The 20,305-nt window shown below is 68.1% G+C and carries 19 protein-coding genes; 4 read left to right on the top strand and 15 right to left on the bottom strand.

Features of this window, described 5'->3' with window-relative positions; all coding sequences use genetic code 11:
* The 8 genes from ACWCPQ_RS15375 to yajC all read right to left on the bottom strand — a co-directional run.
* A partial coding sequence (locus tag ACWCPQ_RS15375; RefSeq protein ID WP_449898945.1) for a cutinase family protein occupies positions 1–1,600 on the bottom strand: 1,600 nt, incomplete at its 3' end.
* A gap of 534 nt (positions 1,601–2,134) precedes the next feature.
* On the bottom strand, positions 2,135–4,531 hold the full coding sequence (locus tag ACWCPQ_RS15370) for a RelA/SpoT family protein (protein WP_449898943.1): 2,397 nt from the start codon (positions 4,529–4,531) through the stop codon (positions 2,135–2,137).
* 175 nt (positions 4,532–4,706) lie between these two features.
* The gene (locus tag ACWCPQ_RS15365) at positions 4,707–6,284 is read right to left on the bottom strand and encodes an ABC-F family ATP-binding cassette domain-containing protein (protein WP_449898940.1); all 1,578 of its coding nucleotides are present in this window, start codon (positions 6,282–6,284) and stop codon (positions 4,707–4,709) included.
* A gap of 298 nt (positions 6,285–6,582) precedes the next feature.
* On the bottom strand, positions 6,583–7,089 hold the full coding sequence (locus ACWCPQ_RS15360) for an adenine phosphoribosyltransferase (RefSeq protein WP_449899351.1): 507 nt from the start codon (positions 7,087–7,089) through the stop codon (positions 6,583–6,585).
* Positions 7,090–7,187: 98 nt separating this feature from the next.
* On the bottom strand, positions 7,188–8,873 hold the full coding sequence (locus ACWCPQ_RS15355) for an ABC transporter substrate-binding protein (RefSeq protein WP_449898938.1): 1,686 nt from the start codon (positions 8,871–8,873) through the stop codon (positions 7,188–7,190).
* Positions 8,874–8,891: 18 nt separating this feature from the next.
* Positions 8,892–10,106: a protein translocase subunit SecF gene (gene secF, locus ACWCPQ_RS15350; RefSeq protein WP_449898935.1), complete on the bottom strand. Its 1,215-nt coding sequence runs from the start codon at positions 10,104–10,106 to the stop codon at positions 8,892–8,894.
* Positions 10,107–10,108: 2 nt separating this feature from the next.
* On the bottom strand, positions 10,109–11,968 hold the full coding sequence (secD, locus tag ACWCPQ_RS15345; protein ID WP_449898933.1) for a protein translocase subunit SecD: 1,860 nt from the start codon (positions 11,966–11,968) through the stop codon (positions 10,109–10,111).
* A gap of 104 nt (positions 11,969–12,072) precedes the next feature.
* Positions 12,073–12,456, bottom strand: a complete 384-nt coding sequence (yajC, locus tag ACWCPQ_RS15340; RefSeq protein ID WP_449898931.1) for a preprotein translocase subunit YajC — start codon at positions 12,454–12,456, stop codon at positions 12,073–12,075.
* A 192-nt stretch (positions 12,457–12,648) separates the two neighbouring features.
* Here yajC and ACWCPQ_RS15335 point away from each other — a divergent pair, with 192 nt between their 5' ends.
* A complete protein-coding gene (locus ACWCPQ_RS15335) occupies positions 12,649–12,894 on the top strand; it encodes a DivIVA domain-containing protein (protein WP_449898929.1) in 246 nt (81 codons plus the stop codon).
* A gap of 40 nt (positions 12,895–12,934) precedes the next feature.
* On the opposite strand, the gene ruvB is transcribed toward ACWCPQ_RS15335, so the two are convergent.
* The 4 genes from ruvB to ACWCPQ_RS15315 form a co-directional block, all read right to left on the bottom strand.
* Entirely contained in the window at positions 12,935–14,023 is a 1,089-nt protein-coding gene (ruvB, locus tag ACWCPQ_RS15330) for a Holliday junction branch migration DNA helicase RuvB (RefSeq protein ID WP_449898927.1), read from the bottom strand.
* Positions 14,024–14,029: 6 nt separating this feature from the next.
* A complete protein-coding gene (gene ruvA / locus ACWCPQ_RS15325; RefSeq protein WP_449898924.1) occupies positions 14,030–14,632 on the bottom strand; it encodes a Holliday junction branch migration protein RuvA in 603 nt (200 codons plus the stop codon).
* On the bottom strand, positions 14,629–15,198 hold the full coding sequence (ruvC, locus tag ACWCPQ_RS15320; protein ID WP_449898921.1) for a crossover junction endodeoxyribonuclease RuvC: 570 nt from the start codon (positions 15,196–15,198) through the stop codon (positions 14,629–14,631). The genes ruvA and ruvC overlap by 4 nt, the downstream gene beginning before the upstream one ends.
* Before the next feature lie 95 nt (positions 15,199–15,293).
* Complete coding sequence (locus ACWCPQ_RS15315) at positions 15,294–15,818, bottom strand: O-acetyl-ADP-ribose deacetylase (RefSeq protein WP_449898919.1); 525 nt, start codon at positions 15,816–15,818, stop codon at positions 15,294–15,296.
* A 114-nt stretch (positions 15,819–15,932) separates the two neighbouring features.
* On the opposite strand from ACWCPQ_RS15315, the gene ACWCPQ_RS15310 reads away from it, so the two are divergent.
* On the top strand, positions 15,933–16,367 hold the full coding sequence (locus ACWCPQ_RS15310; protein ID WP_449898917.1) for a metalloregulator ArsR/SmtB family transcription factor: 435 nt from the start codon (positions 15,933–15,935) through the stop codon (positions 16,365–16,367).
* Positions 16,364–16,867, top strand: a complete 504-nt coding sequence (locus ACWCPQ_RS15305; RefSeq protein WP_449898915.1) for an SRPBCC family protein — start codon at positions 16,364–16,366, stop codon at positions 16,865–16,867. The genes ACWCPQ_RS15310 and ACWCPQ_RS15305 overlap by 4 nt, the downstream gene beginning before the upstream one ends.
* On the opposite strand, the gene ACWCPQ_RS15300 is transcribed toward ACWCPQ_RS15305, so the two are convergent.
* From ACWCPQ_RS15300 to ACWCPQ_RS15290, 3 genes are all read right to left on the bottom strand, one after another.
* A complete protein-coding gene (locus tag ACWCPQ_RS15300; RefSeq protein ID WP_449898913.1) occupies positions 16,864–17,619 on the bottom strand; it encodes a YebC/PmpR family DNA-binding transcriptional regulator in 756 nt (251 codons plus the stop codon). The genes ACWCPQ_RS15305 and ACWCPQ_RS15300 overlap by 4 nt on opposite strands.
* A 12-nt stretch (positions 17,620–17,631) precedes the next feature.
* The gene (gene pdxT, locus ACWCPQ_RS15295) at positions 17,632–18,291 is read right to left on the bottom strand and encodes a pyridoxal 5'-phosphate synthase glutaminase subunit PdxT (RefSeq protein ID WP_449899349.1); all 660 of its coding nucleotides are present in this window, start codon (positions 18,289–18,291) and stop codon (positions 17,632–17,634) included.
* 118 nt (positions 18,292–18,409) lie between these two features.
* A complete protein-coding gene (locus ACWCPQ_RS15290) occupies positions 18,410–19,228 on the bottom strand; it encodes an acyl-CoA thioesterase (RefSeq protein WP_449898910.1) in 819 nt (272 codons plus the stop codon).
* Positions 19,229–19,323: 95 nt separating this feature from the next.
* Here ACWCPQ_RS15290 and ACWCPQ_RS15285 point away from each other — a divergent pair, with 95 nt between their 5' ends.
* Entirely contained in the window at positions 19,324–19,938 is a 615-nt protein-coding gene (locus ACWCPQ_RS15285; protein ID WP_449898908.1) for a hypothetical protein, read from the top strand.
* Positions 19,939–20,305 lie beyond the last annotated feature (367 nt).

The following is a 20,305-nucleotide window of genomic DNA, read 5'->3' as shown; positions in this document are numbered from 1 at the left end:
CGACGGCCGCCGGACCTTCCGGGGCACCATTGTTCACTCCTGTCCCAAATGGGAATTGTCCCGTACCGGAGGGAGCGGGCGCGGGCGACGCGCCGGGGTCGGAACCTGAGAATCCGTTCGGGACGGGCGTTCCACCGTTCGGCATGCTTCCGACCGGGGGCGCAGCCTTTTCGGCGACGGGTTCGTTGCCGCTACCGTGCACCGCAGCGAGATCCCGCGCAGCGGCGGCGAACCAGTCCGCGATGAATCGGGTGGGTGCCTCGCCCGTGGCCGAAATAGCTGCGTTCCCGTAGGCCTGATGCCGTTGGATGGTGTCCCAGTAGCGCACCCACGTCGTGGTGTCGAGCAGCGCGTGATTGTCTTGGATATTGTCGATCACCGCGTTGAAAGCCTGGCTCACCAGCCGGATCCCGGTGGTCGGCGGAACGAGCTGCGGAATCGCCCCGAGCAGTTTGACTCCCAGCATCAACAATGCCGCCGGTGGATTCGCCAGGCCCGCGGTGGCGAGTTCGGCGATCGCCGTGGGGTTCAACACCGTCCGGACCACCGTGACCACCGCGTTCAGCCCGATCATGCCCACTTTGAGCAGTGCCCGCATCGCACCCGGAATATCCAGCGGCGTGCGCGGATCGGCGGCATCGGCCAGCCGTTCGGAGATCGATTTCTTCGGTGAGATGTTCAGGGTCGCCAGTGAGGTGCCCTGCACATCCTCGTTGATCACCTTCGTTGCGGTTTTGATCGATGTGAAGGCGAGCGCCTGCGCGATCGAGGTGAGGGAGGCGATCGGATCGCCACCGCTGAGCTTCATCTGTCCGACGACCCCGGCGACAGCCTTGAGGATCGGGGCACCCTCGGGCGCGTCACAGGCGAGATCGCCCGCGGCGCAGAAGCTGGCCACCCGCCCGGTGAGCGAGCCGAAATTCTCGGCCGTATCGCGATCCGGGGCGATACCGCCGCCGGCGGCGGGGGCCTGGTTCAGCGCAGCGATATTCCCGATCTCCGTGCCCTCGGTGCCGGGCGCGGGGTCGGGATTGGCCTTGCCGGGTGAGCCGGGGAACAGCGGGGCACCCGCGTTGCGGGTGGGGTCGCCGATCAGCGCTACCGCGGCAACCTTTTCGGCGGGCAGCGCGCCCTGCCCCTGACCGACCTCCTGCGCGAACACCGAGGCCACATGAGCGCCCTGCGAATACCCGACGATCGCGAAGCGGGTTTCGGGGCAGCGCTGCGCCACCGAGTTCGCCATACTGCGCAGCCGGATCAGACCGCCCTTGACCGAATCCGAATACGGTGTGGCGCTACCGCCGTCGACCCCGCCGAAACTGGATTCGTAGGGCACATAGGCGCGTTCCACCAGCCCCTGGTCCGGTGCTGCGGCCATGAGCGGCCGGAAGACGGTGGACAGCATGCCGGTGTCGGTCGTGGGCGCGGCGTCGGGCGACGATTCACCTGTGCCCTGAATCCCCAACGCGTACAGTGCCGGACACGACGTCACCGCGAGCTCGGTCGGCGGGCCCCCGGGGCCGGCCGGTTGAGCGTACGCGGGAGCGGCGATTGTGCCTGCTGTCGCCGTCGCCACAGCGACGGTGAGTGCGATCAGCATCCCCGAGAATCTTGTGCATCCAGCCATAGCGACCCGCAATCAGTCCTACCGCAGTTACCGAGCGCGACGAAACGCAGTAAACGGTAACAGATTCCGGCTATGACCGCTGACGCGGCGAAGAGTTTACGTGACCCGCCAGAGCGATCCGTACACGACGCGGCGCGCCGAAGCCCGAACGTTATATATTTCCGGCATACCCGACTCCGCTGCCAAGACCCCGAAACGCTCCGGGGTCGCCGTCGGACAGCCGCCGTTCCACACCCGAGATCCGGAGCGAGCCGAACGAGGGGGGAACTGCGACACGCGGCCGCCGCGCGGACGGGCCGAGCGGTCGACGCGGGTGCCCGGCACACCGGGCGGGCGCAAACCGGAGCAGGTCCGGAGATACCCAGAGCCCCGACCGCGCGAATCCCGGGATCACGCAGCCGAGCGCACCGGGCCACAGCGAACGCGCAGACCCGCAGAACGCGCACGGCCGAAGCGAACGCGCAGGTACCCAAGACGCGCACGGCCGAAGCGAACGCGGAGGTACGCTCAGGCGGCGGAAGTCACCCGGTACACGTCGTAGACTCCCTCGACATTGCGGACAACATTCAGCAGATGCCCGAGATGCTTCGGATCGCCCATCTCGAAGGTGAACTTGCTGATCGCGACCCGGTCGCCGTGGGTGGCGACCGACGCCGACAGGATGTTGACCTTCTCGTCGGCGAGAACCTTGGTGACATCGGAGAGCAAGCGGGTGCGGTCGAGGGCCTCGATCTGGATGGCCACCAGGAAGACCGAATGCGGCGACGGTGCCCACTCCACCTCGATGATGCGTTCGGACTGTGCCTGTAGCGAGCCGGCGTTGGTGCAGTCGACGCGGTGCACACTGACCGACCCGCCGCGGGTCACGAAGCCCATGATCTCGTCACCCGGGACCGGTGTACAGCATTTGGCCAGTTTCGCGACGGTACCCTCCGCACCCGGGATCAGCACGCCGGCGTCGCCGGTGAGCCGCTGCCGCGAGGGTGTGGTCGACGGTGTGGACCGTTCGGCGAGTTCGTTCTCGACATCGCCGATACCGCCCAGCTGGGCCATCAGTCGCTGCACCACGTGATGGGCCGAGACCTGATGCTCACCGACCGCGGTGTAGAGGGTGGAGATATCGCCGTAGTGCAGTTCGTGGGCGACGGCGGTCATGGCGTCGACGTTCATCAGCCGCTGCAGCGGCAGACCGACGCGTTTGACCTCCTTGTTGATCTGCTCCTTGCCGCTCTCCAGGGCCTCTTCGCGGCGTTCCTTGGCGAACCACTGCCTGATCTTGGCCTTGGCCCGCGGCGAGACGACGAAGGTCTGCCAGTCGCGGCTGGGCCCGGCATTGGGTGCCTTCGAGGTGAAGACCTCGACAACCTCCCCGTTCTCCAGCTGGCGTTCCAGCGCGACCAGCCGACCGTTGACCCGGGCTCCGATGCATTTGTGCCCGACCTCGGTGTGCACGGCGTAGGCGAAGTCCACCGGCGTCGACTTCTGCGGCAGCGTGATCACATCACCCTTGGGGGTGAAGACGAAGATCTCCGGGGCCTTCAGATCGAACCGCAGCGATTCCAGGAACTCCGCGGGGTCGGCGGCCTCGCGCTGCCAGTCGAGTAGCTGCCGCATCCACGCCATATCGTCGACCTCGGCGGCATCACCGGAGTGGCGGCCCTTGGTTTCCTTGTAGCGCCAGTGCGCGGCGATGCCGAATTCGGCGGTCCGGTGCATGTCGTGGGTACGGATCTGCACCTCGAGCGGTTTACCGTCCGGACCGACCACCGTGGTGTGCAACGACTGGTAGACACCGTAGCGGGGCTGGGCGATGTAGTCCTTGAACCGGCCGGCCATCGGCTGCCACAGCGAATGCACCACGCCGACCGCGGCGTAGCAGTCCCGTACCTCGTCGCACAGGATCCGGATACCCACCAGATCGTGGATATCGTCGAAATCCTTCCCCTTGACGATCATCTTCTGATAGATCGACCAGTAGTGCTTGGGGCGGCCCTCGACCGTGGCGGGGATACGGGACGCCGCCAGGGTGTTGACGATTTCCGCGCGCACCTTTGCCAGGTAGGTGTCACGTGACGGCGCGCGATCGGCTACCAGGCGAACGATCTCGTCGTACTTCTTGGGATGCAGGATCGCGAACGCGAGGTCCTCGAGCTCCCATTTGACGGTGGCCATACCCAGCCGGTGCGCCAGCGGCGCGATGACCTCGAGGGTCTCGCGTGCCTTCTTGGCCTGCTTCTCCGGGGGCAGGAACCGCATGGTCCGCATATTGTGCAGCCGGTCGGCCACCTTGATCACCAGGACACGCGGGTCGCGGGCCATCGCGATGATCATCTTGCGGATGGTCTCGGCCTCGGCTGCCGCCCCGAGATTGACCTTGTCCAGTTTGGTCACACCGTCGACCAGGTGGGCGACCTCGGAACCGAAATCGGCGGTCAGTTGCTCGAGCGAATAGCCGGTGTCCTCGACGGTGTCGTGCAGTAGCGCCGCGACCAGGGTGGTGGTATCCATACCCAGTTCGGCGAGGATGTTCGCGACCGCCAGCGGATGGGTGATGTAGGGGTCACCGGATTTCCGGAACTGGGTGGCGTGCCGCTCGTCGGCGACGTCGAACGCGCGCTGCAGCTGGGTGAGGTTGGCTTTCGGATACAGCTCCCGGTGCACCGTGGCCAAGGGCTCCAGCACCGGTTTCACCGCCGGGATACCGCGCTGACCGGTCATCCGCCGGGCCAGCCGGGCACGTACCCGTCGTGAGGCCGAACTCGGCACCGCGCCGGAGGCACGAACCCCGTCGGTTTCGGGGGCGGGCTCCGGGCGCGAACCGGCGGCAGGGGCGGGGGTGACTGCACCTTTCGACTGCGGGCCGGACGTCTGCTCGACATTCGCCTCGCCCAGATGCTGAGTCATGCCACCACCTCTCCGTGCCGCGGTCGATCACCGCAACGTTCCAGACCACCAACTTTAACCCCCACAGCACCGTGGGAACCCCCCACCGCAACACCATCGACATCTCTCGATCTACGGGGTTACCCGGTAGAACGCCCCACCACCCTCCCACGTTCCTCTGTGGGCGGGGGCGGTCTCATCCCACCAGACCGGCCGGGGTCAGTTCCAGTTGCCGAGTGACCCCGATCTCGTCCAGGAACCGTTGGTCGTGACTCACCACGATCAACGCTCCCCGGTAGGCGGCGAGCGCCTGGGTGAGGTGGCCGAGACTCACCAGGTCGAGATTATTGGTGGGCTCGTCCAATATCAGCAGACCGGGAGCGGGCTCGGCGAGCAGCAGTACGGCCAGTGCCGCCCGCAGCCGCTCGCCGCCGGAGAGCGCCCCGGCCGGTACATCGGCGTCCGCGCCGCGGAACAGGAAACGCGCGAGCTGGGCCCGGATCCGCTCCGGATCCACGTGCCGGACGCTATCGGCGACGTTCTCGTAGACGGTCCGCTCTTCGTCGAAGATATCGAGGCGTTGCGGGAGCGAACGCCACGGCACTCGCGGCGGCTCGGCGACGATCCGCCGCAGCAGGGTCGTTTTGCCGGCACCGTTGCGGCCGGTGACCGCCAGCCGCTCCGGGCCCTGGACGGCCAGTGACACCACCGGTCCGTTCGCCAGCCGCACCTCCCGCAGGTCGACGACCTCCTGGCCCTGGTACAGGCGCGTACCGGGTAGATCGACGCGGATCTCGCGATCGTCGCGCAGCAGGTCCTCGGCCTGTTCCAGGCGTTTCCGGGCGTCGTCCACCTTCTCCAGGTGGTGGTTGCGCAGTTTGCCCGCCGATACCTCGGCCTCACGTTTGCGCTGGCCCATGATGATCTTCGGTTCGCGTTTGTTCTCGAACATTTTCTGCCCGTACCGCTGCCGCCGATCGAGCTTGATCCGCGCCTCCACCAGTTCCCGCGACTGTTTGCGCATATCGCCGCGGGCATCGCGGATCGCTGCGCGGGCGGCGTCCTGCTCCAGCTCGACGGTGTGCTCGTAGTCGCTGTAATTGCCACCGAACAAGCGCACCGCGCCACCGCGCAGTTCGGCGATGGTGTCCATCCGGTCCAGGAGGTCGCGGTCGTGGCCGACGACCACGACGGTGCCGGTGAACTGCGCGACGACCTCGTACAGGCGGGTGCGGGCGGCCCGATCGAGATTGTTGGTGGGTTCGTCGAGCAACAGCACATCCGGTTCGGTGAGCAATTGCGCCACCAGGCCCAGCAGGACGGTCTCACCGCCCGACAGTGTGTCCAGCCGACGATCGAGTTGCCGCACGGTACCCGTCGGATAGCCGAGGCCGAGCCGGCCCAGCAGTGCCACCGCACGCTCTTCGATATCCCATTGCGTTCCGACGACCTCGAAATCGGTATCGGAGCCGATTCCGGACTCGATGCGGTGCAACGCTTCCCGTATCCGGTCGATACCGAGAACCTCGTCGACACGGCGGCCCGCGGCCAGGCCGAGGTCCTGGCGCAGATAGCCCAGCGTCCCGGCGACCGTCACGGATCCCCGCAGCGGCGACAGCTCACGCGCGATCAGCCGTAACAGGGTGGATTTACCGGCGCCGTTGGCTCCGACGAGCCCGATACGGCCCGGCCCGACCACCGCGTCGAGCCCGTCGAGCACCGGAGTCCCGTCCGGCCAGGCGAAAGAAAGATCGGAAAGAGAAATAGCGGCCATGGCTGCCCCTGGAGGTATCGATACCGAAGCGACGCGCAGAACGCGGGTCGCACGTGCGACTACCTCATGAGAGCAACGGCAGCTCCGATCCTCGGGAACAAGACTTTGGCGAGGCTACACCCGGGACCGTCGCGAATGCCAGGGAATTACGTGCCACATCACACCGTGGCGCCTGCCGCGAACCCGTCACAGGCCGGTACGAACCCGCCGACCGCGCCCGGCGCACCGTGATCGCCGACTTCACGACGACCGGGCAGGTAGCGGAAAACTCCGGTCCGGAGCCCGGCGGCCGAAGCGATTACACGGCGACGATCGAGGTGACGGGATAATCCCCCTGCCGGGCCCGGCCACCCAGCGCCTCGAGCTCGAGGACGACCGCGGCCGCCACGACCTCGGCTCCGGCATCGGCGAACAGCTCGGCGGCCGCGGCCAAGGTGCCGCCGGTGGCAAGCACATCGTCGAGCAGCAGGACGCGGCGGCCCTCCAGCGCGACTCCGGTGGCCGGGATCTCCAGGGCGGCCGTACCGTACTCGAGTTCGTATTCCCGGGTGATCACCGGCGGCGGCAGCTTGCCGCGCTTACGGACAGCGAGGACCCCGGTGCCCAAGGTGGTGGCGACACCGGCGCCGAGCAGGAAGCCCCGGGCATCCACGCCGGCGACCAGATCGATATCGGGTACCAGCGCCGCGAGGCAGTCGACGACGGTCCGGAACCCCTCGGGATCGGCGAAAACCGGTGTCAGATCGGCGAACCTGATCCCGGGCTCCGGGAAGTCGTCGGCCCAGCGGGTGTACCTGCGCACCATCGCGGCGGCCTCGCCGGTCCGTCCGGCGACCGCGTCCGCGGCTTCGACCGCCGCATGCTTGCTCATCGACACCTCCATCATCTCCCAACCCACGCAACTCAGCGCTGCAGGACCCACTGGTCCATATTCCAGCCGGATCCAGCCCTGGTGGGCCCCGCGACAGCGTTCTGCAGACCACCGGCGAAGGCGATGGTGCGCGGAGTCGCGAACAACGGAACACTCGGCAGCTGAGCCCACAGCAGGTTCTCCGCTTCGGTGAGCAGATTCAACTGATCTGTCGAGTTGTCGTCGGCCGCAAGCTGATCCGTGATCGCATCGTAACGACCGTTGCGGAATCGACCGGCATTGAGGCCGCTACCGCTGCGCAACCCACCGACCGCGGCGGTCCCGTCGAGGGAACCGGCCGGACCCGGCAATCCGCCCGGACCGCCGAGAATCGCGTCCACGGCACCCCCGGCCAGCTGCGCCGAGCCGAAATCCGGTGTGCTCGCGTCTTCCACCGTGATCCCGGCCTGTTTACAGGAGTCGGCGATCATCGAGACGGTTCGGGCGCGCCGAGCGTCCGGGGCCGGATAGCCGACCCGGACAGTGAGCTGCTTCTTACCGGTCTCGGCGAGCGCCGCTTTGGCACCGGCCACATCACCGCCCGCGAACGGACCGGCGGCGCCGGTGACCGCGGGGTAGTACGCCGAATCCGGCTGTACCGTCCGCGAATCCGCGAGTCCGGCGCCCAGCCCGGTCTCCGGTGCGTCGGCCACCCGGCCGAGCTGGTCGAACAGCGCCTGCCGCGGCACACAGAGAGCCAGCGCGCGCCGGGCGGCATCCGATTCGAGGGCACCACCGGTACTGAGTACCAGCTGTTCGACACCGCGGCTGGGCAATTGCTGTACGGCGAACGCGTCCAAGTTCAGGTCGGGTAGCGAACCGGTGCCGATATCGACCACCGAGACCGAACCTTCGTCGATATGCGCGGCGAGGTCGGCGGGCTTCGGATAGACGACGATCCGGCCCGTGGCGGGCGCGTCTCCCCACCAGCGTTCATTGGCGACCAGGACCAGGCCGTCGTCGAGATCGAAGGATTCGAGCCGGTACGGGCCGGAGGAGGGGAACGCGGTGATATCGAGTTCACCGGGGGTCAGATTCCAGCCGGTGTTCCAGAACTGGGCGAGCCGGTCGAGCGCGGGCCGGTCGTCGTTCTGGACGGCGGCGACGATATCGGGCACGTTCGCCGACTGCCCGGCCACATGCGCGGGCATCAGTTCCCCGGCGCCGAACAGGGTCCGCCAGGGCAGATAGCGGCGACCCGGCCGGAACACCACCGTGCCGTCCTTGGAACCGGGCTGGCATTCCACCCGCTCGATATCCTCGTAACCGGCCGTGCTCGCCGAATCGAATCCGGGAAACCGGCCGCTGCGGGCGGCCCAGGTGAACACCAGATCGTCACAGGATGTGGGCACCCCGTCGGAGTAGACCCCCGCCGGGTTCAGCCGGTACTGGATGGTCTGTGCCTCCCCGGGGACCTCCTTTGCGGACCCGGTATCGGAATCGGCGACCGGCTGACCGTTGGGCCCGGTGTAGAAGAATCCGGTGAGCACCCGGCCGAAGATCGCCTGGGCCGCGGCCGCGCCCGCCGTGGTCCCGCCGTTGTAGCTGGTGACGGTGGTATCGACGGCGTACCCGATCGAGGGCACCTTGTCCTTGCCGGAACAACCGGCCGCCAGGGTGGCTGCCGCGGCCGTGGCCGCGAGCAGCGCGATCGTCCGGCGCAGAGATGAGTGTCGCATCGATCTACCCCTCGTCTGTCAGTGCCGCCTCTGTCGTTTTCCGGTGGGGCGGGCGCCGGGCGGAGGCCCGCCGGGCCCGGTCCTGCGTGGATTGCGCTGTTCTCGGTCGTCGACCGCGCCCGCGGGACGCCGGCCGGGCGCCGGCCGGACCCGTTCCGCGCCGGGAACGGGTCGTCCGCTCGCCTGCGCGGCCCGGCGCGCGTGCACTTTCCGGGTGTGCGACGCCACCGGACCCCAGCGTTCCTTGATGCTCACGAGCAGCGGGGTCGCGAAGAAGATGGACGAGTAGGCGCCGACCAGGGTGCCCACGAGCTGTACCAGCGCCAGATCCTGCAGCGTGCCGACCCCCAGCATCCACACCGCGATCACCATCAGGCCGATGATGGGCAGCGCACCGATGAGGGTGGTGTTGATGGAACGCATCAGGGTCTGGTTGATGGCCAGGTTCGCCTGTTCACCGTAGGTGCGCCTGCTGGTGTGCAGCACACCGCGGGTGTTCTCCTCGACCTTGTCGAAGACGACCACCGAATCGTAGAGCGAGAACCCGAGGATGGTGAGCATGCCGATCACCATCGCGGGTGTCACCTCGAAACCGACCAGTGAGTACACGCCGGCGGTGACCAGAAGGTCGAAGACGAGCGCGGCCAGCGCCGCCAGCGCCATATCGCGCTCGTACCGGATGCCGATATAGACGCTGACCAGTACCAGGAACACTGCCAGCGCGATCAGCGCCTGCCGGGTGATCTGGCCACCCCAGGTCTCACTGACATCGGAGGCGCTGATGGCGTTGCGGCTCGGATTCCCACTGTCGTCGCGCGGCTGGAACTGGTCGAACAGCGCGGTCTGCAGCGCGCCGAGCTGTTCGGCGTTCAACGTCTCCGAGCGGATCAAGATGGTTTTGCCGTCGCCGGTGCCCACGGTCTGCACCGATTCGGGATCCGAACCGATGACGTCGCTGTACACCTGCTCCACCTGTTCGGTGGTGACATCGCCGGCCGGGAGCTGGATCCGGGAACCACCGACGAAGTCGATGCCGAAGGTGAAACCGCGCAGCGCCATGCTGAGCAGGCAGATCAGCACGATCGCGGCGGTGATCAGATACCAGCGGCGGCGGTTACCGACCACGTCGAGCACACCGGTGCCGGTGTAGAGCCGGTTCATCCAGCTGTGCCGGGTTCCGGAGGAACGCGGCGCGGAGGGCCGGGGCTTGTCCATCGTCACGGAATCGTTCATCGTCACGCCTTCCCGACCGCGGCTTCGGCCGCCTTGCGTTCCCGGGCGAGCTCCTGCATCGCGCCGAGGCCGTTCACCGACGGTTTGCCCCAGAAGGCGGACCGGGATGCCAGATGGACCAGTGGTGCCGTGACCAAGACCACCACGATCACATCGAGGATGGTGGTCAATCCGAGTGTGAACGCGAAGCCGCGCACCTGACCGACCGCCAGCACATACAGCACGGCGGCGGCGATGAAGCTGACAGCGTTACCGGACAGGATGGTTTTACGGGCGCGCTGCCAGCCGCGCGGTACCGCCGACCGGAAACTGCGGCCCTCACGCATCTCGTCCTTGATGCGTTCGAAGAACACGACGAACGAGTCGGCGGTCATACCGATACCGATGATCAGACCGGCGATACCGGCCAGGTCCAGGGTGAACCCGATCCAGCGGCCGAGCAGGACCATGATCCCGTATACGGCGATACCCGACCCCACCAGCGACAGGGCCGTGATGAACCCGAGCATCCGGTAGTAGATGAGGCAGTACACCAGGACCACGATCAGGCCGACCGCGCCGGCGAGCAGACCCGCCTTCAGCGAGGACAGACCCAGCGTCGCCGAGACCGTCTCGGCCTCGGAGGTCTGGAACGACAGCGGCAGCGAACCGTACTTCAGGGTATTCGCCAGTTCCTTGGCGCTGGCCGCGTTGAAATCGCCCGAGATCGAGGTGCGTCCGCCCAGCTGGGGTCCCTGTTGGACCACCGGCGCGCTGACCACTTCGGAATCGAGAACGAAGGCGACCCGCTGCTGGACGTACTCACCGGTGAGCGAGGCCCAGGCGTCACTACCGCTGCCCTTGAACTCGAGGTTCACCTCGTGCCGGGCCTGTTCGGTGTTCAGGCCGGACGTCGCGTTCGCGATCTCCTGACCGTCGATACGGCTCGCGTCGAGCAGGAACACCTCTCGACCGTCGGTCGAGCAGGTGACCAGGGGCAGGTTCGGATCGTCGTTACCGGCCAGCGGATCGGCCGCCGTGCAGTCCATGGACGCCATGGCGAGTTGCTGGGTGGTGGGATCGGTGCTCTGCCGGACGGCCTTCGCCATCTCGATCTCCTGCTGCGCCTGCTCCTGCGGGGTCAGCGAGCCCGCGGGCGGCTGCTGCGCGCCCGGGTCCTGCGGCGCCGGGGCGGGTGTGGGCTCGGCAGGTGCCGACGGCTCGGTGGGCGACTCACCGGGAGCCTGGGCCGGGTGGACGTCGATCTCGCTCTCCGGCAGCGGCGCGGCGGCGGGCGTCTCCTCGGCCGGGGCCGTGGCGCCGGTATCGGGGACCGTGCCCTCCTGGGCGCCGGTATCGGGTGCGGTGCCCGCATCGGGGACCGTCCCGTCTGTGCCGGTATCCGGAACGCTGCCCTCGGCACCGGCCGGGGCGGGCGCGGTGGGCTCCGGGGCCGGGGCGGTGCCGGGTGCCGTCTGGCCCGGGGCCTGCTGCGGGTTCGGAGCCGCGGACGACTTCAGGACCGGCCGGATGTAGAGCTTGGCGGTACTGGCCAGCGTGCGGGCTTGCTGACTGTCCTCACCCGGCACGGTGATGACCAGGTTGTCCCCGTCGATCACGACTTCGGAACCGGAGACACCGAGACCGTTGACGCGGTTCTCGATGATCTCCTGCGCCTTGGTGAGACTGTCCTTGCTGGGTCGGTTCCCGTCGGGCGTTCGCGCGGTCAGGGTGACCCGGGTACCACCCTGTAGATCGATGCCGAGTTTGGGTGTCGGTGATTTGTCACCGGTGAAGAACACCAGCGCGTAGATCGCGGCCACCAGCACGCCGAACACGGCGAGCCAGCGGAATTGGTGCGCCGATCCCTGGGACGGTGGCACAGGTCGTCATCTCCTAGGCGGAAGTTCTGGGGTGGAACGGCCACGGCACATGCCTATACCACCGGTCGCCCGGGATATCCGGTCCGGTGGCCGGGCCGTGGTGATCAGTCCTTGGTCAGCCGGGTTTCGGTCTGCTCAGGGGTCTCCTCGGCGGCGGGGGCAGCGGGCGAGTCGGTGGACTCGGCGCCCTCGGCATCCGTACCGGGAGTCTCCTCGGCATCACCGGTCGTGTCGTCTTCGGTCCGCACATCGCGGATCGCGGCACGCAGCCAGGTCGTCACGACGTCCTCGGCGATCTCGAGATCGACACTGGTTTCGTCGGCCTCGATCACGGTGCCGTACAGGCCCGAGGTGGTGGTGACCCGGTCACCGACCTTCAGGCTGTCCTGCATCTGGGCGACTTTGTCGGCCTCTTTCTTCTGGCGGCGCATGCCGAGGAACATCGGCACCAGTAGCGCGACCAGTATGAGCGGAAACAGCAGATCCATGGTCGAAGTCAGTTCCTGATCTGGGTGAGTAGGGGGACGGGTACGCACACAGTCTGCCAGTTCTTCGGATCCGCGCCACACCCGCACGCCGAACACCGGGTGTCCGGGTCACGGCGCAGGTGAGCCGGTGGTACGTGTCACCGTCCGCCGAAGCCGCCGCGGCAAGCGCCCCGCTCCGGCGATAATCGACCGATGACTCCCGAGGAAGTTCACGAGATCGCTTTCGCGCGAGCGCCGTTCGGGCAGCGCGGGTACCGGGAACAGGATGTCGACGAGTTCCTGGATCTCGTGGCGGCCGCGCTGCGGGGCCGCGCCACCCTCACCGGCGCGGTGCTCGGTCGCGGGTTCCGCGCACCCGCGGGATTGTTCGGGCGCGGATATCACCCGGACCAGGTGGATGCCTTCGTCGAACGGGTACGTCGCGAATTCGGCCTCTGAGCGAACCGGCCGATCGAGCACCGGACGCGGCCGCCGTCGCTCATTCGAACAGGCCGAGTGTCGGGTGGGGTTCACGACCACGCACCTCGAGCGCGCCGAACGCCAGATCGGGGGGCGGCGTCAAGCCCAGATGCGACCAGGCCGCAGCGGTGGCGACCCGCCCGCGCGGTGTCCGCGCCACCATCCCGGCCCGTACCAGGAACGGTTCACAGACTTCTTCGACCGTCGCCGGCTCTTCACCGACCGCCACCGCAAGCGTCGAGACACCGACCGGGCCCCCGCCGAAACCGCGGACCAGCGCCCCCAGCACCGCCCGGTCGAGCCGGTCGAGACCCATCGGGTCGACGTCGTAGACCTCGAGCGCGGCCCGGGCGACAGCCAGTGTGATCAGCCCGTCGGCCCGTACCTCGGCGTAATCGCGGACCCGGCGCAGCAGCCGGTTGGCGATCCGGGGTGTTCCACGGGAGCGGCCCGCGATCTCGGCCGCGGCATCGGTGTCGATACCCAGGCCGAGGATCTGCGCGGATCGTTGCAGGATAAGCAGCAGTTCATCGGGCTCGTAGAAGTCCATATGCCCGGTGAAACCGAACCGGTCGCGGAGCGGACCGGTCAGCGCGCCGGACCGGGTGGTCGCGCCCACCAGGGTGAACGGGGCGATATCGAGCGGGATCGAGGTCGCGCCCGGCCCCTTTCCGACCACCACGTCGACCCGGAAATCCTCCATCGCCAGGTACAGCATCTCCTCCGCGGGCCGGGCCATCCGGTGGATCTCGTCGATGAACAGCACATCCCCGGGCACCAGGTTGCTGAGCATGGCGGCCAGATCGCCGGCCCGTTCCAGAGCCGGCCCGGAGGTGATCCGCAGCGCGGTACCCAGTTCACCGGCGATGATCATCGCCAGGCTCGTCTTACCCAGACCCGGCGGTCCGGAGAGCAGGATGTGGTCGGGTGTACCGCCGCGGGCCCGGGCACCGCGCAAGACCAGCGCCAGTTGTTCACGCACCCGCGGCTGCCCGATGAATCCGTCGAGCGAGGTGGGCCGCAAACCGGAGTCGGTATCGCCGTCGGAGGCCAGGTAGCCGGCGCTGACCGGGGATTCCGCGGAATCCGGGGCGTCGTCGTAGTCCATCGCGGCCTAGCGGTTCTTGCCCAGGACTGCGAGCGCGGCGCGCAGCGCGACGGAATTCCCGGCCTCGGGATTCTCGGCCAGGACGGCGTCCACGGTGGGCTCGGCCTGTTTCAGCGGGAACCCGAGACCGGTGAGTGCTTCCACCACCTGGTCGCGGACCGGGGTGCGGACCGGCGCGACCGCGGTGGCGCTGTCCGCGGGCACCGGGACCAGGTTCACCTTGTCCCGCAGTTCCACGACCATCCGTTCGGCCCCGCGTTTGCCGATCCCCGGCACCCTGGTGAGCGCCGCGATATCGCCGGCGGCCAGCGCCTTGCGCAGGGCTTCGGGTTCGAGGACCGCCAGTACGGCCATGGCAAGTCGCGGCCCGACCCCGGATACGGTCTGCAGCAGACCGAACAGATCGCGTGCCTCGGTGTCGGCGAACCCGTACAGCGTCATGGAGTCTTCGCGCACGATCAGCGCGGTGTACAACCGGGCCTCGGCACCACGGGTGAGCCCGGCCAGCGTCGCGGGGGTCGCGTGGAGCTGGTATCCGACGCCCGAGGCCTCCAGTACCACATGATCGAGGGCGAGTTCGAGAACTTCGCCGCGAATGGACGCGATCACCCGCGCACCGCCTTCCGCTGCTGTTCCAGTCGTTTCGTGTACTGCTGCCGGGCCCGCTCGGCCAGGGCCTCGGCCCGCGCCATCCGCTCCAGCAGCGGTGCCCGCCAGCAGTGGCAGATGGCGAGGGCGAGCGCGTCGGCGGCATCGGCCGGTTTCGGTGGTGCCGCGAGCCCGAGGATCCGGGTGACCATGGCGGTCACCTGTTTCTTGTCCGCGGTACCGCTACCGGTGACGGCCGCCTTCACCTCACTGGGAGTATGGAACATCACCGGGATCTCGCGGCGCGCGGCCGCCAGGGCGATCACGCCGCCGGCCTGCGCGGTCCCCATCGCGGTCCGCACATTGTGCTGCGCGAACACGCGCTCGATCGCGACGACCTCGGGGCGGTGGGTCCCCATCCACTCCTCGGCGGCATCGGAGATGCGCAGCAGGCGCTGGGCCAGGTCCATCTCGGCCGGAGTGCGGATCACATCCACCGCGATCGCCCGGACGGTGCGCCCGGCGCCCCCTTCGACCATGCTCACCCCGCACCGGGTGAGCCCGGGGTCGACGCCCATCACCCGCACCCGACGAATCCCTTCCCAGAACGAACAGTTGTTCGAAGTCTAGTGCAGGACCGGGTATCTCGGCGCCAGTGACACGGGCCTCGGTCGCCGGATGCTCAGGAGCCCAGTTGCGCTGCGAATATGTCGTAGGCGGCGGTATCGAAAAGCACGAACCGGACTTCCTCGACCTGCGTCGGGGTTCGGCGGACGGTATCGACCGCGATCCGCGCCGCGTCGTCCATCGGCCAGCGGTACACGCCCGTGGAGATGGCCGGGAAAGCGACCGTTCGCGCACCCAGCTCGTCGGCGACTCGCAGCGACTCGCGATAACACGAGGCCAGCAGCGGCGCGAGCTGCGCCGCGCGGTCGCCCCGGGTCGACCACACCGGCCCGACCGTGTGGACGACCCAGCGGGCCGGTAGTTCACCGGCAGTGGTGGCCACGGCCTGCCCGGTGGGCAGACCCCGCGGATAGTCGGTTTCCCGCAGTCGCCGGCATTCGGCCAGGATCGCGGGCCCACCGCGCCGATGGATCGCGCCGTCCACTCCGCCGCCGCCGAGCAGCTCCGAATTCGCGGCGTTCACCACCGCGTCGACCTGCTGCTCGGTGATATCCCCGTGCACGAGCGTCACAGCGACCATCCCGCCATTGTGCCGCCGCCGATGGGCACCATCCCGGCGGCACGCCCGCCCCTCCTCTGATCGAGACCTTCCGGCCAATGGACAAAAGCGTAACCAACTGGTTACCCTTTCTGGGTGGACGAGGTGGCCGCGGCGATTGCCGATCCGGTACGGCGGGAGATCTTGGAGATGCTGCGCGGTACCCGGCGCACCGCGGGCGCCATCGCCGCCCGATTCCCGATCAGCCGGCCCGCGATCAGCCGGCATCTGCGGGTTCTGCGCGACAGCGGCCTGGTACACGACGAACTGGTGGGTCGTGAGCGGTACTACGTGCTCGATACCGGACCGCTGCGTGAACTGCGGGCCTGGCTCGGCACCCTGGACGAGCCCGCGGCCTGGGAACACCGGCTCGACGCGTTGGCCACCGAGGTCCACCGCACCCGGCGGGAACGCCGGTCCACCACCCCGCCGGAGACGGACTCATCGTCTTCCGGCCGCACGGCAGTTCCCGAAGACTCGGCAATTCCCGACGACTCGGCAAGTCCCGAAGACAAGGAGAACTCGGCATGAGCATCTGCCCCACCGGACGCCTGGAACAGACACCCGGCGGCCACGATCTGGTCCTCACTCGGACCTATCGCGCGCCCATCGAGGACGTATGGGCGAGTATCACCGAATCCGAGCGCACTGCACGCTGGTTCGGACCGTGGGAGGGCGACGCGGCACCGGGTCGTACCGTGCGGGTGAAATTGTCCTTCGAGGAGGGACAGCCGTGGAGCGAATACACCGTGGAGGTATGTGACCCGCCGCGCCGTCTGGCCCTGCGCGCCGTGGACGAGCACGGCAGCTGGCACCTCGAGGTGACCCTCACCGAGCGGGACGGGCAGACCGAACTGGCCTTCGTCCACCATCTGATCTCGATCGAGCAGGTTCCCGAGATCGGGCCGGGCTGGGACTACTACCTGGACGCACTCGGGGCGTCACGCAACGGAACGCGACACCCCGAGTTCGACGATTACTACCCCGCGTTGCGGGAGCACTACGTGCACCTCGCGGGCCGGTACAGCTAGTCGGCGTCCAACTCGGCGAGTACCTCGTCGGAGATGTCGACGTTGGTGTAGACGTTCTGGACGTCGTCGCTGTCCTCCAGCGCGTCGACCAGTTTGAACACCTTGCGGGCGCCCTCGGCGTCGACCGCGACACTCACCGACGGCTGGAAACCCGATTCCGCCGAGTCGTAGTCGATATCGGCGGACTGCAGCGCCTTGCGGACCTCGATCAGATCACCGGGTTCGCTGATGACCTCGAACGATTCACCGAGGTCGTTGACCTCTTCCGCACCGGCGTCCAAAACCGCCACCAGCACATCGTCCTCGGAGAGACCGTTCTTCTCCAGGGTGACGACGCCCTTGCGGTGGAACAGATAGGAGACCGATCCCGGATCGGCCATGTTCCCGCCGTTGCGGGTCATGGCCACCCGGACCTCACCGGCGGCCCGGTTGCGGTTGTCGGTGAGACATTCGATCAGGACGGCGACCCCGTTGGGGCCGTAGCCCTCGTACATGATGGTCTGCCAGTCGGCGCCGCCGGCTTCCTCGCCGCCGCCGCGCTTACGTGCCCGCTCGATATTGTCGTTGGGAACCGAGGACTTCTTGGCCTTCTGGATGGCATCGAACAGCGTCGGGTTGCCTTCCGGATCGCCACCGCCGGTCCGGGCCGCCACCTCGATGTTCTTGATCAGCTTGGCGAAGAGCTTGCCACGCTTAGCATCGATCGCCGCCTTCTTGTGCTTGGTGGTGGCCCATTTGGAGTGGCCGCTCATTCCCTACTTCCTTCAGGTCGATGGCACGGTATCGGTCGATAACGCTACGCCACGCACCAGATCGACGAACATTCGGTGCACACGGTGGTCACCGGTGACTTCCGGGTGGAAGGCGGTGGCCACGACCCGGCCCTGCCGTACTGCGACGATCCGCCCGGCGGCCGGACCACCCGGGACGCGGGCCAGCACCTCCACTCCGTCGCCGGCACGTTCGACCCACGGCGCCCGGATGAACACCGCCCGGACCGGGCCGCCCGGCAGGCCGGCGAACTCGATATCGGTTTCGAACGAATCGACCTGGCGTCCGAAGGCATTGCGGCGCACGGTCATATCGATACCGTCCAGATGCCGGGCGTCGGGCCGGGTATCGAGCACCTCGCTCGCGAGCAGGATCATCCCGGCGCAGGAGCCGAACGCGGGCATCCCCGCGCGCAGCCGGGCCCGCAGTGGTTCCAGCAGTTCGAAGATCTCGAGCAGTTTGCTGATGGCGGTGGACTCCCCGCCGGGCAATACCAGCGCGTCGATCGCGGCCAGTTCGGCGGGCCGGCGCACGAGCACCGGGCGGGCACCGCATTCGGCGAGTGCGGCGATATGTTCCCGGACATCTCCCTGCAGGGCCAGCACACCGATGGTGGGCGCAGCGGGGGTGGCACCGGTATCCGGCGCGGCCACCGATTCCGGGGAAACCGCAGACTCGTTCACTCGTGCGAGCTTACGAGCCGGTGCGGTGTGCCCGGGGTCACCCCGGGCACCCGGTGGGTCCGGCGGCATCTCCGCGCTCCGGATCCGGCTACGAACGCAGGGTGCGGATCAAGCCCTCCTGGACGACGGCGGCGACCAGCCGGCCGCCCCGATCGAAGATCTTGCCGCCGGTCAGCGCGCGCCCGAACCCGGCCGACGGGGAAGACTGATCGTAGAGCAGCCAGTCGTCGGTGCGGAACGGCCGCAGGAACCACATGGCGTGGTCGAGCGAGGCGTTCTGGGTGGGTTCGTCGGGGTGGGTGACCTTCGACGAGCCGAGCAGCGTCATATCGCTCATATAGGCGAGCGTGCACACATGGAACAGCGGATCGTCGGGCAGCGGATGCCGGTAACGGAACCAGACCTGCTGCGGGGACACCACACCGGGCCGGCGGGTCACCTGTTCCTGCGGTACCGGGCGGATATCCCAGTGCTCCCATTCCCGCATCGCCCACAACCGCTCCGGGTCCATCGAGGTCTTGGCGTCGGGAAGATCGTCCGGCGGCTCCACATCGGCCATCTCGTCCTGATGCGAGGGCCCCTCGTCACCGATATGGAAGGAAGCCGACATGGTGAATATCGCGTCACCGTCCTGCACCCCGGTGACCCGCCGGGTGCAGAACGAGCGACCGTCGCGGATCCGGTCGACCATGTAGACGGTGGGCGCCGCCGGGTTACCGGGCCGGAGGAAGTAGCCGTGCAGCGAATGCACCTGGAACCGCGGCTCCACCGAACGCACCGCCGAGACCAGCGCCTGGCCCGCCACCTGTCCGCCGAACGTCCGCGGCAGCTGGGTCTTGGTGGACGCGCCGCGGAAGATATCCCGCTCGAGGCGTTCGATCTCCAGTGCCTCTTCGATAGTCGCCATTCGCTGACATTATCCCGAGCCGTCACATTTCCCATGACCCGGTCGCGGGTAATCCCCGTCACCGGAGTCCGGGCCGGACCTGCTGTGATGAACCGGTGCCGCGTTTCTCCCCGATAACCCCCGACGCACTCGCCGATCTGGTGGCCCGGACCCTGCGACCGCTGGACGGCTACCGGGTGGTCGGGATCGACGGGGCCGACGCGGCGCACCCGATGGAGTTCGCGCGCCGCGCCGCCGACCGGGTACGGGCCGACGGCCGTCCGGTGGATACGGTCGCGCTGCACGATTTCGTGCGACCGGCGTCGTTGCGGATGGAGTTCGGCCGCGACGAGATCTCCTATCGCACCGGCTGGTTCGATTATTCGGCGTTGCGCCGCGAAGTCCTCGATTCGATCCATCACGCCGGTATCTGGCTGCCCGCGCTCTGGGACGAGGCCGCCGACCGCTCCGCGCGAGCCCACCGCCGCACCGCGCTGCCGGCCACAGTGCTGTTCGTCGCGGGTCCCATGCTGCTGGGGCGCGGACTCCCCTTCGACCGCACCATCCGGCTCGATCTGTCCGCCGCCGCCCTCACCCGCCGCACCCCCGCCGAGGATTCCTGGACCGTACCCGGCCTGCTCGCCCACGACCGGGAACACAGCGAGACACCGGATCACTTCGTGCGCTGGGACCACCCCGACCGCCCCGCCCTGCGATCCGAGACGGACTGACGACGCTCGCACAGATAGCCACCCGCGCCCACACCGTTCCCCGAAACTCCTGCGCCCGCAAGCCCCGACCCATTACGCGCCCGAGACATACCCTTCAGTTTGCGCCCTGCGAATCAGGGATAACCTGCCCCGGTTTTCCGAACAGCCCCCCGACTTTCAGGACAGCCTCTGGTTTTCCGGACGGCTTCCCGGTTTCCACGACCTCCGTTTTCGGAACGACCCACCACCCGATTTCCGAGGCGATCGGCCCACCCCAAGCCGGGCCCGCGCCCTCGGTGCCGAGTTTTACGAGGCCCACAAAGGTCGAGGCCCGTCCCGCCGTTGCGCCCTCGAGACTCGCGCCCTCGGCTCATGCGCTTTCGAGGGC

Source organism: Nocardia sp. NPDC001965, from assembly GCF_053594175.1.
The sequence above is the reverse complement of the archived record's forward strand: the minus strand, read 5'-3'. Positions and strand labels throughout refer to the sequence as shown.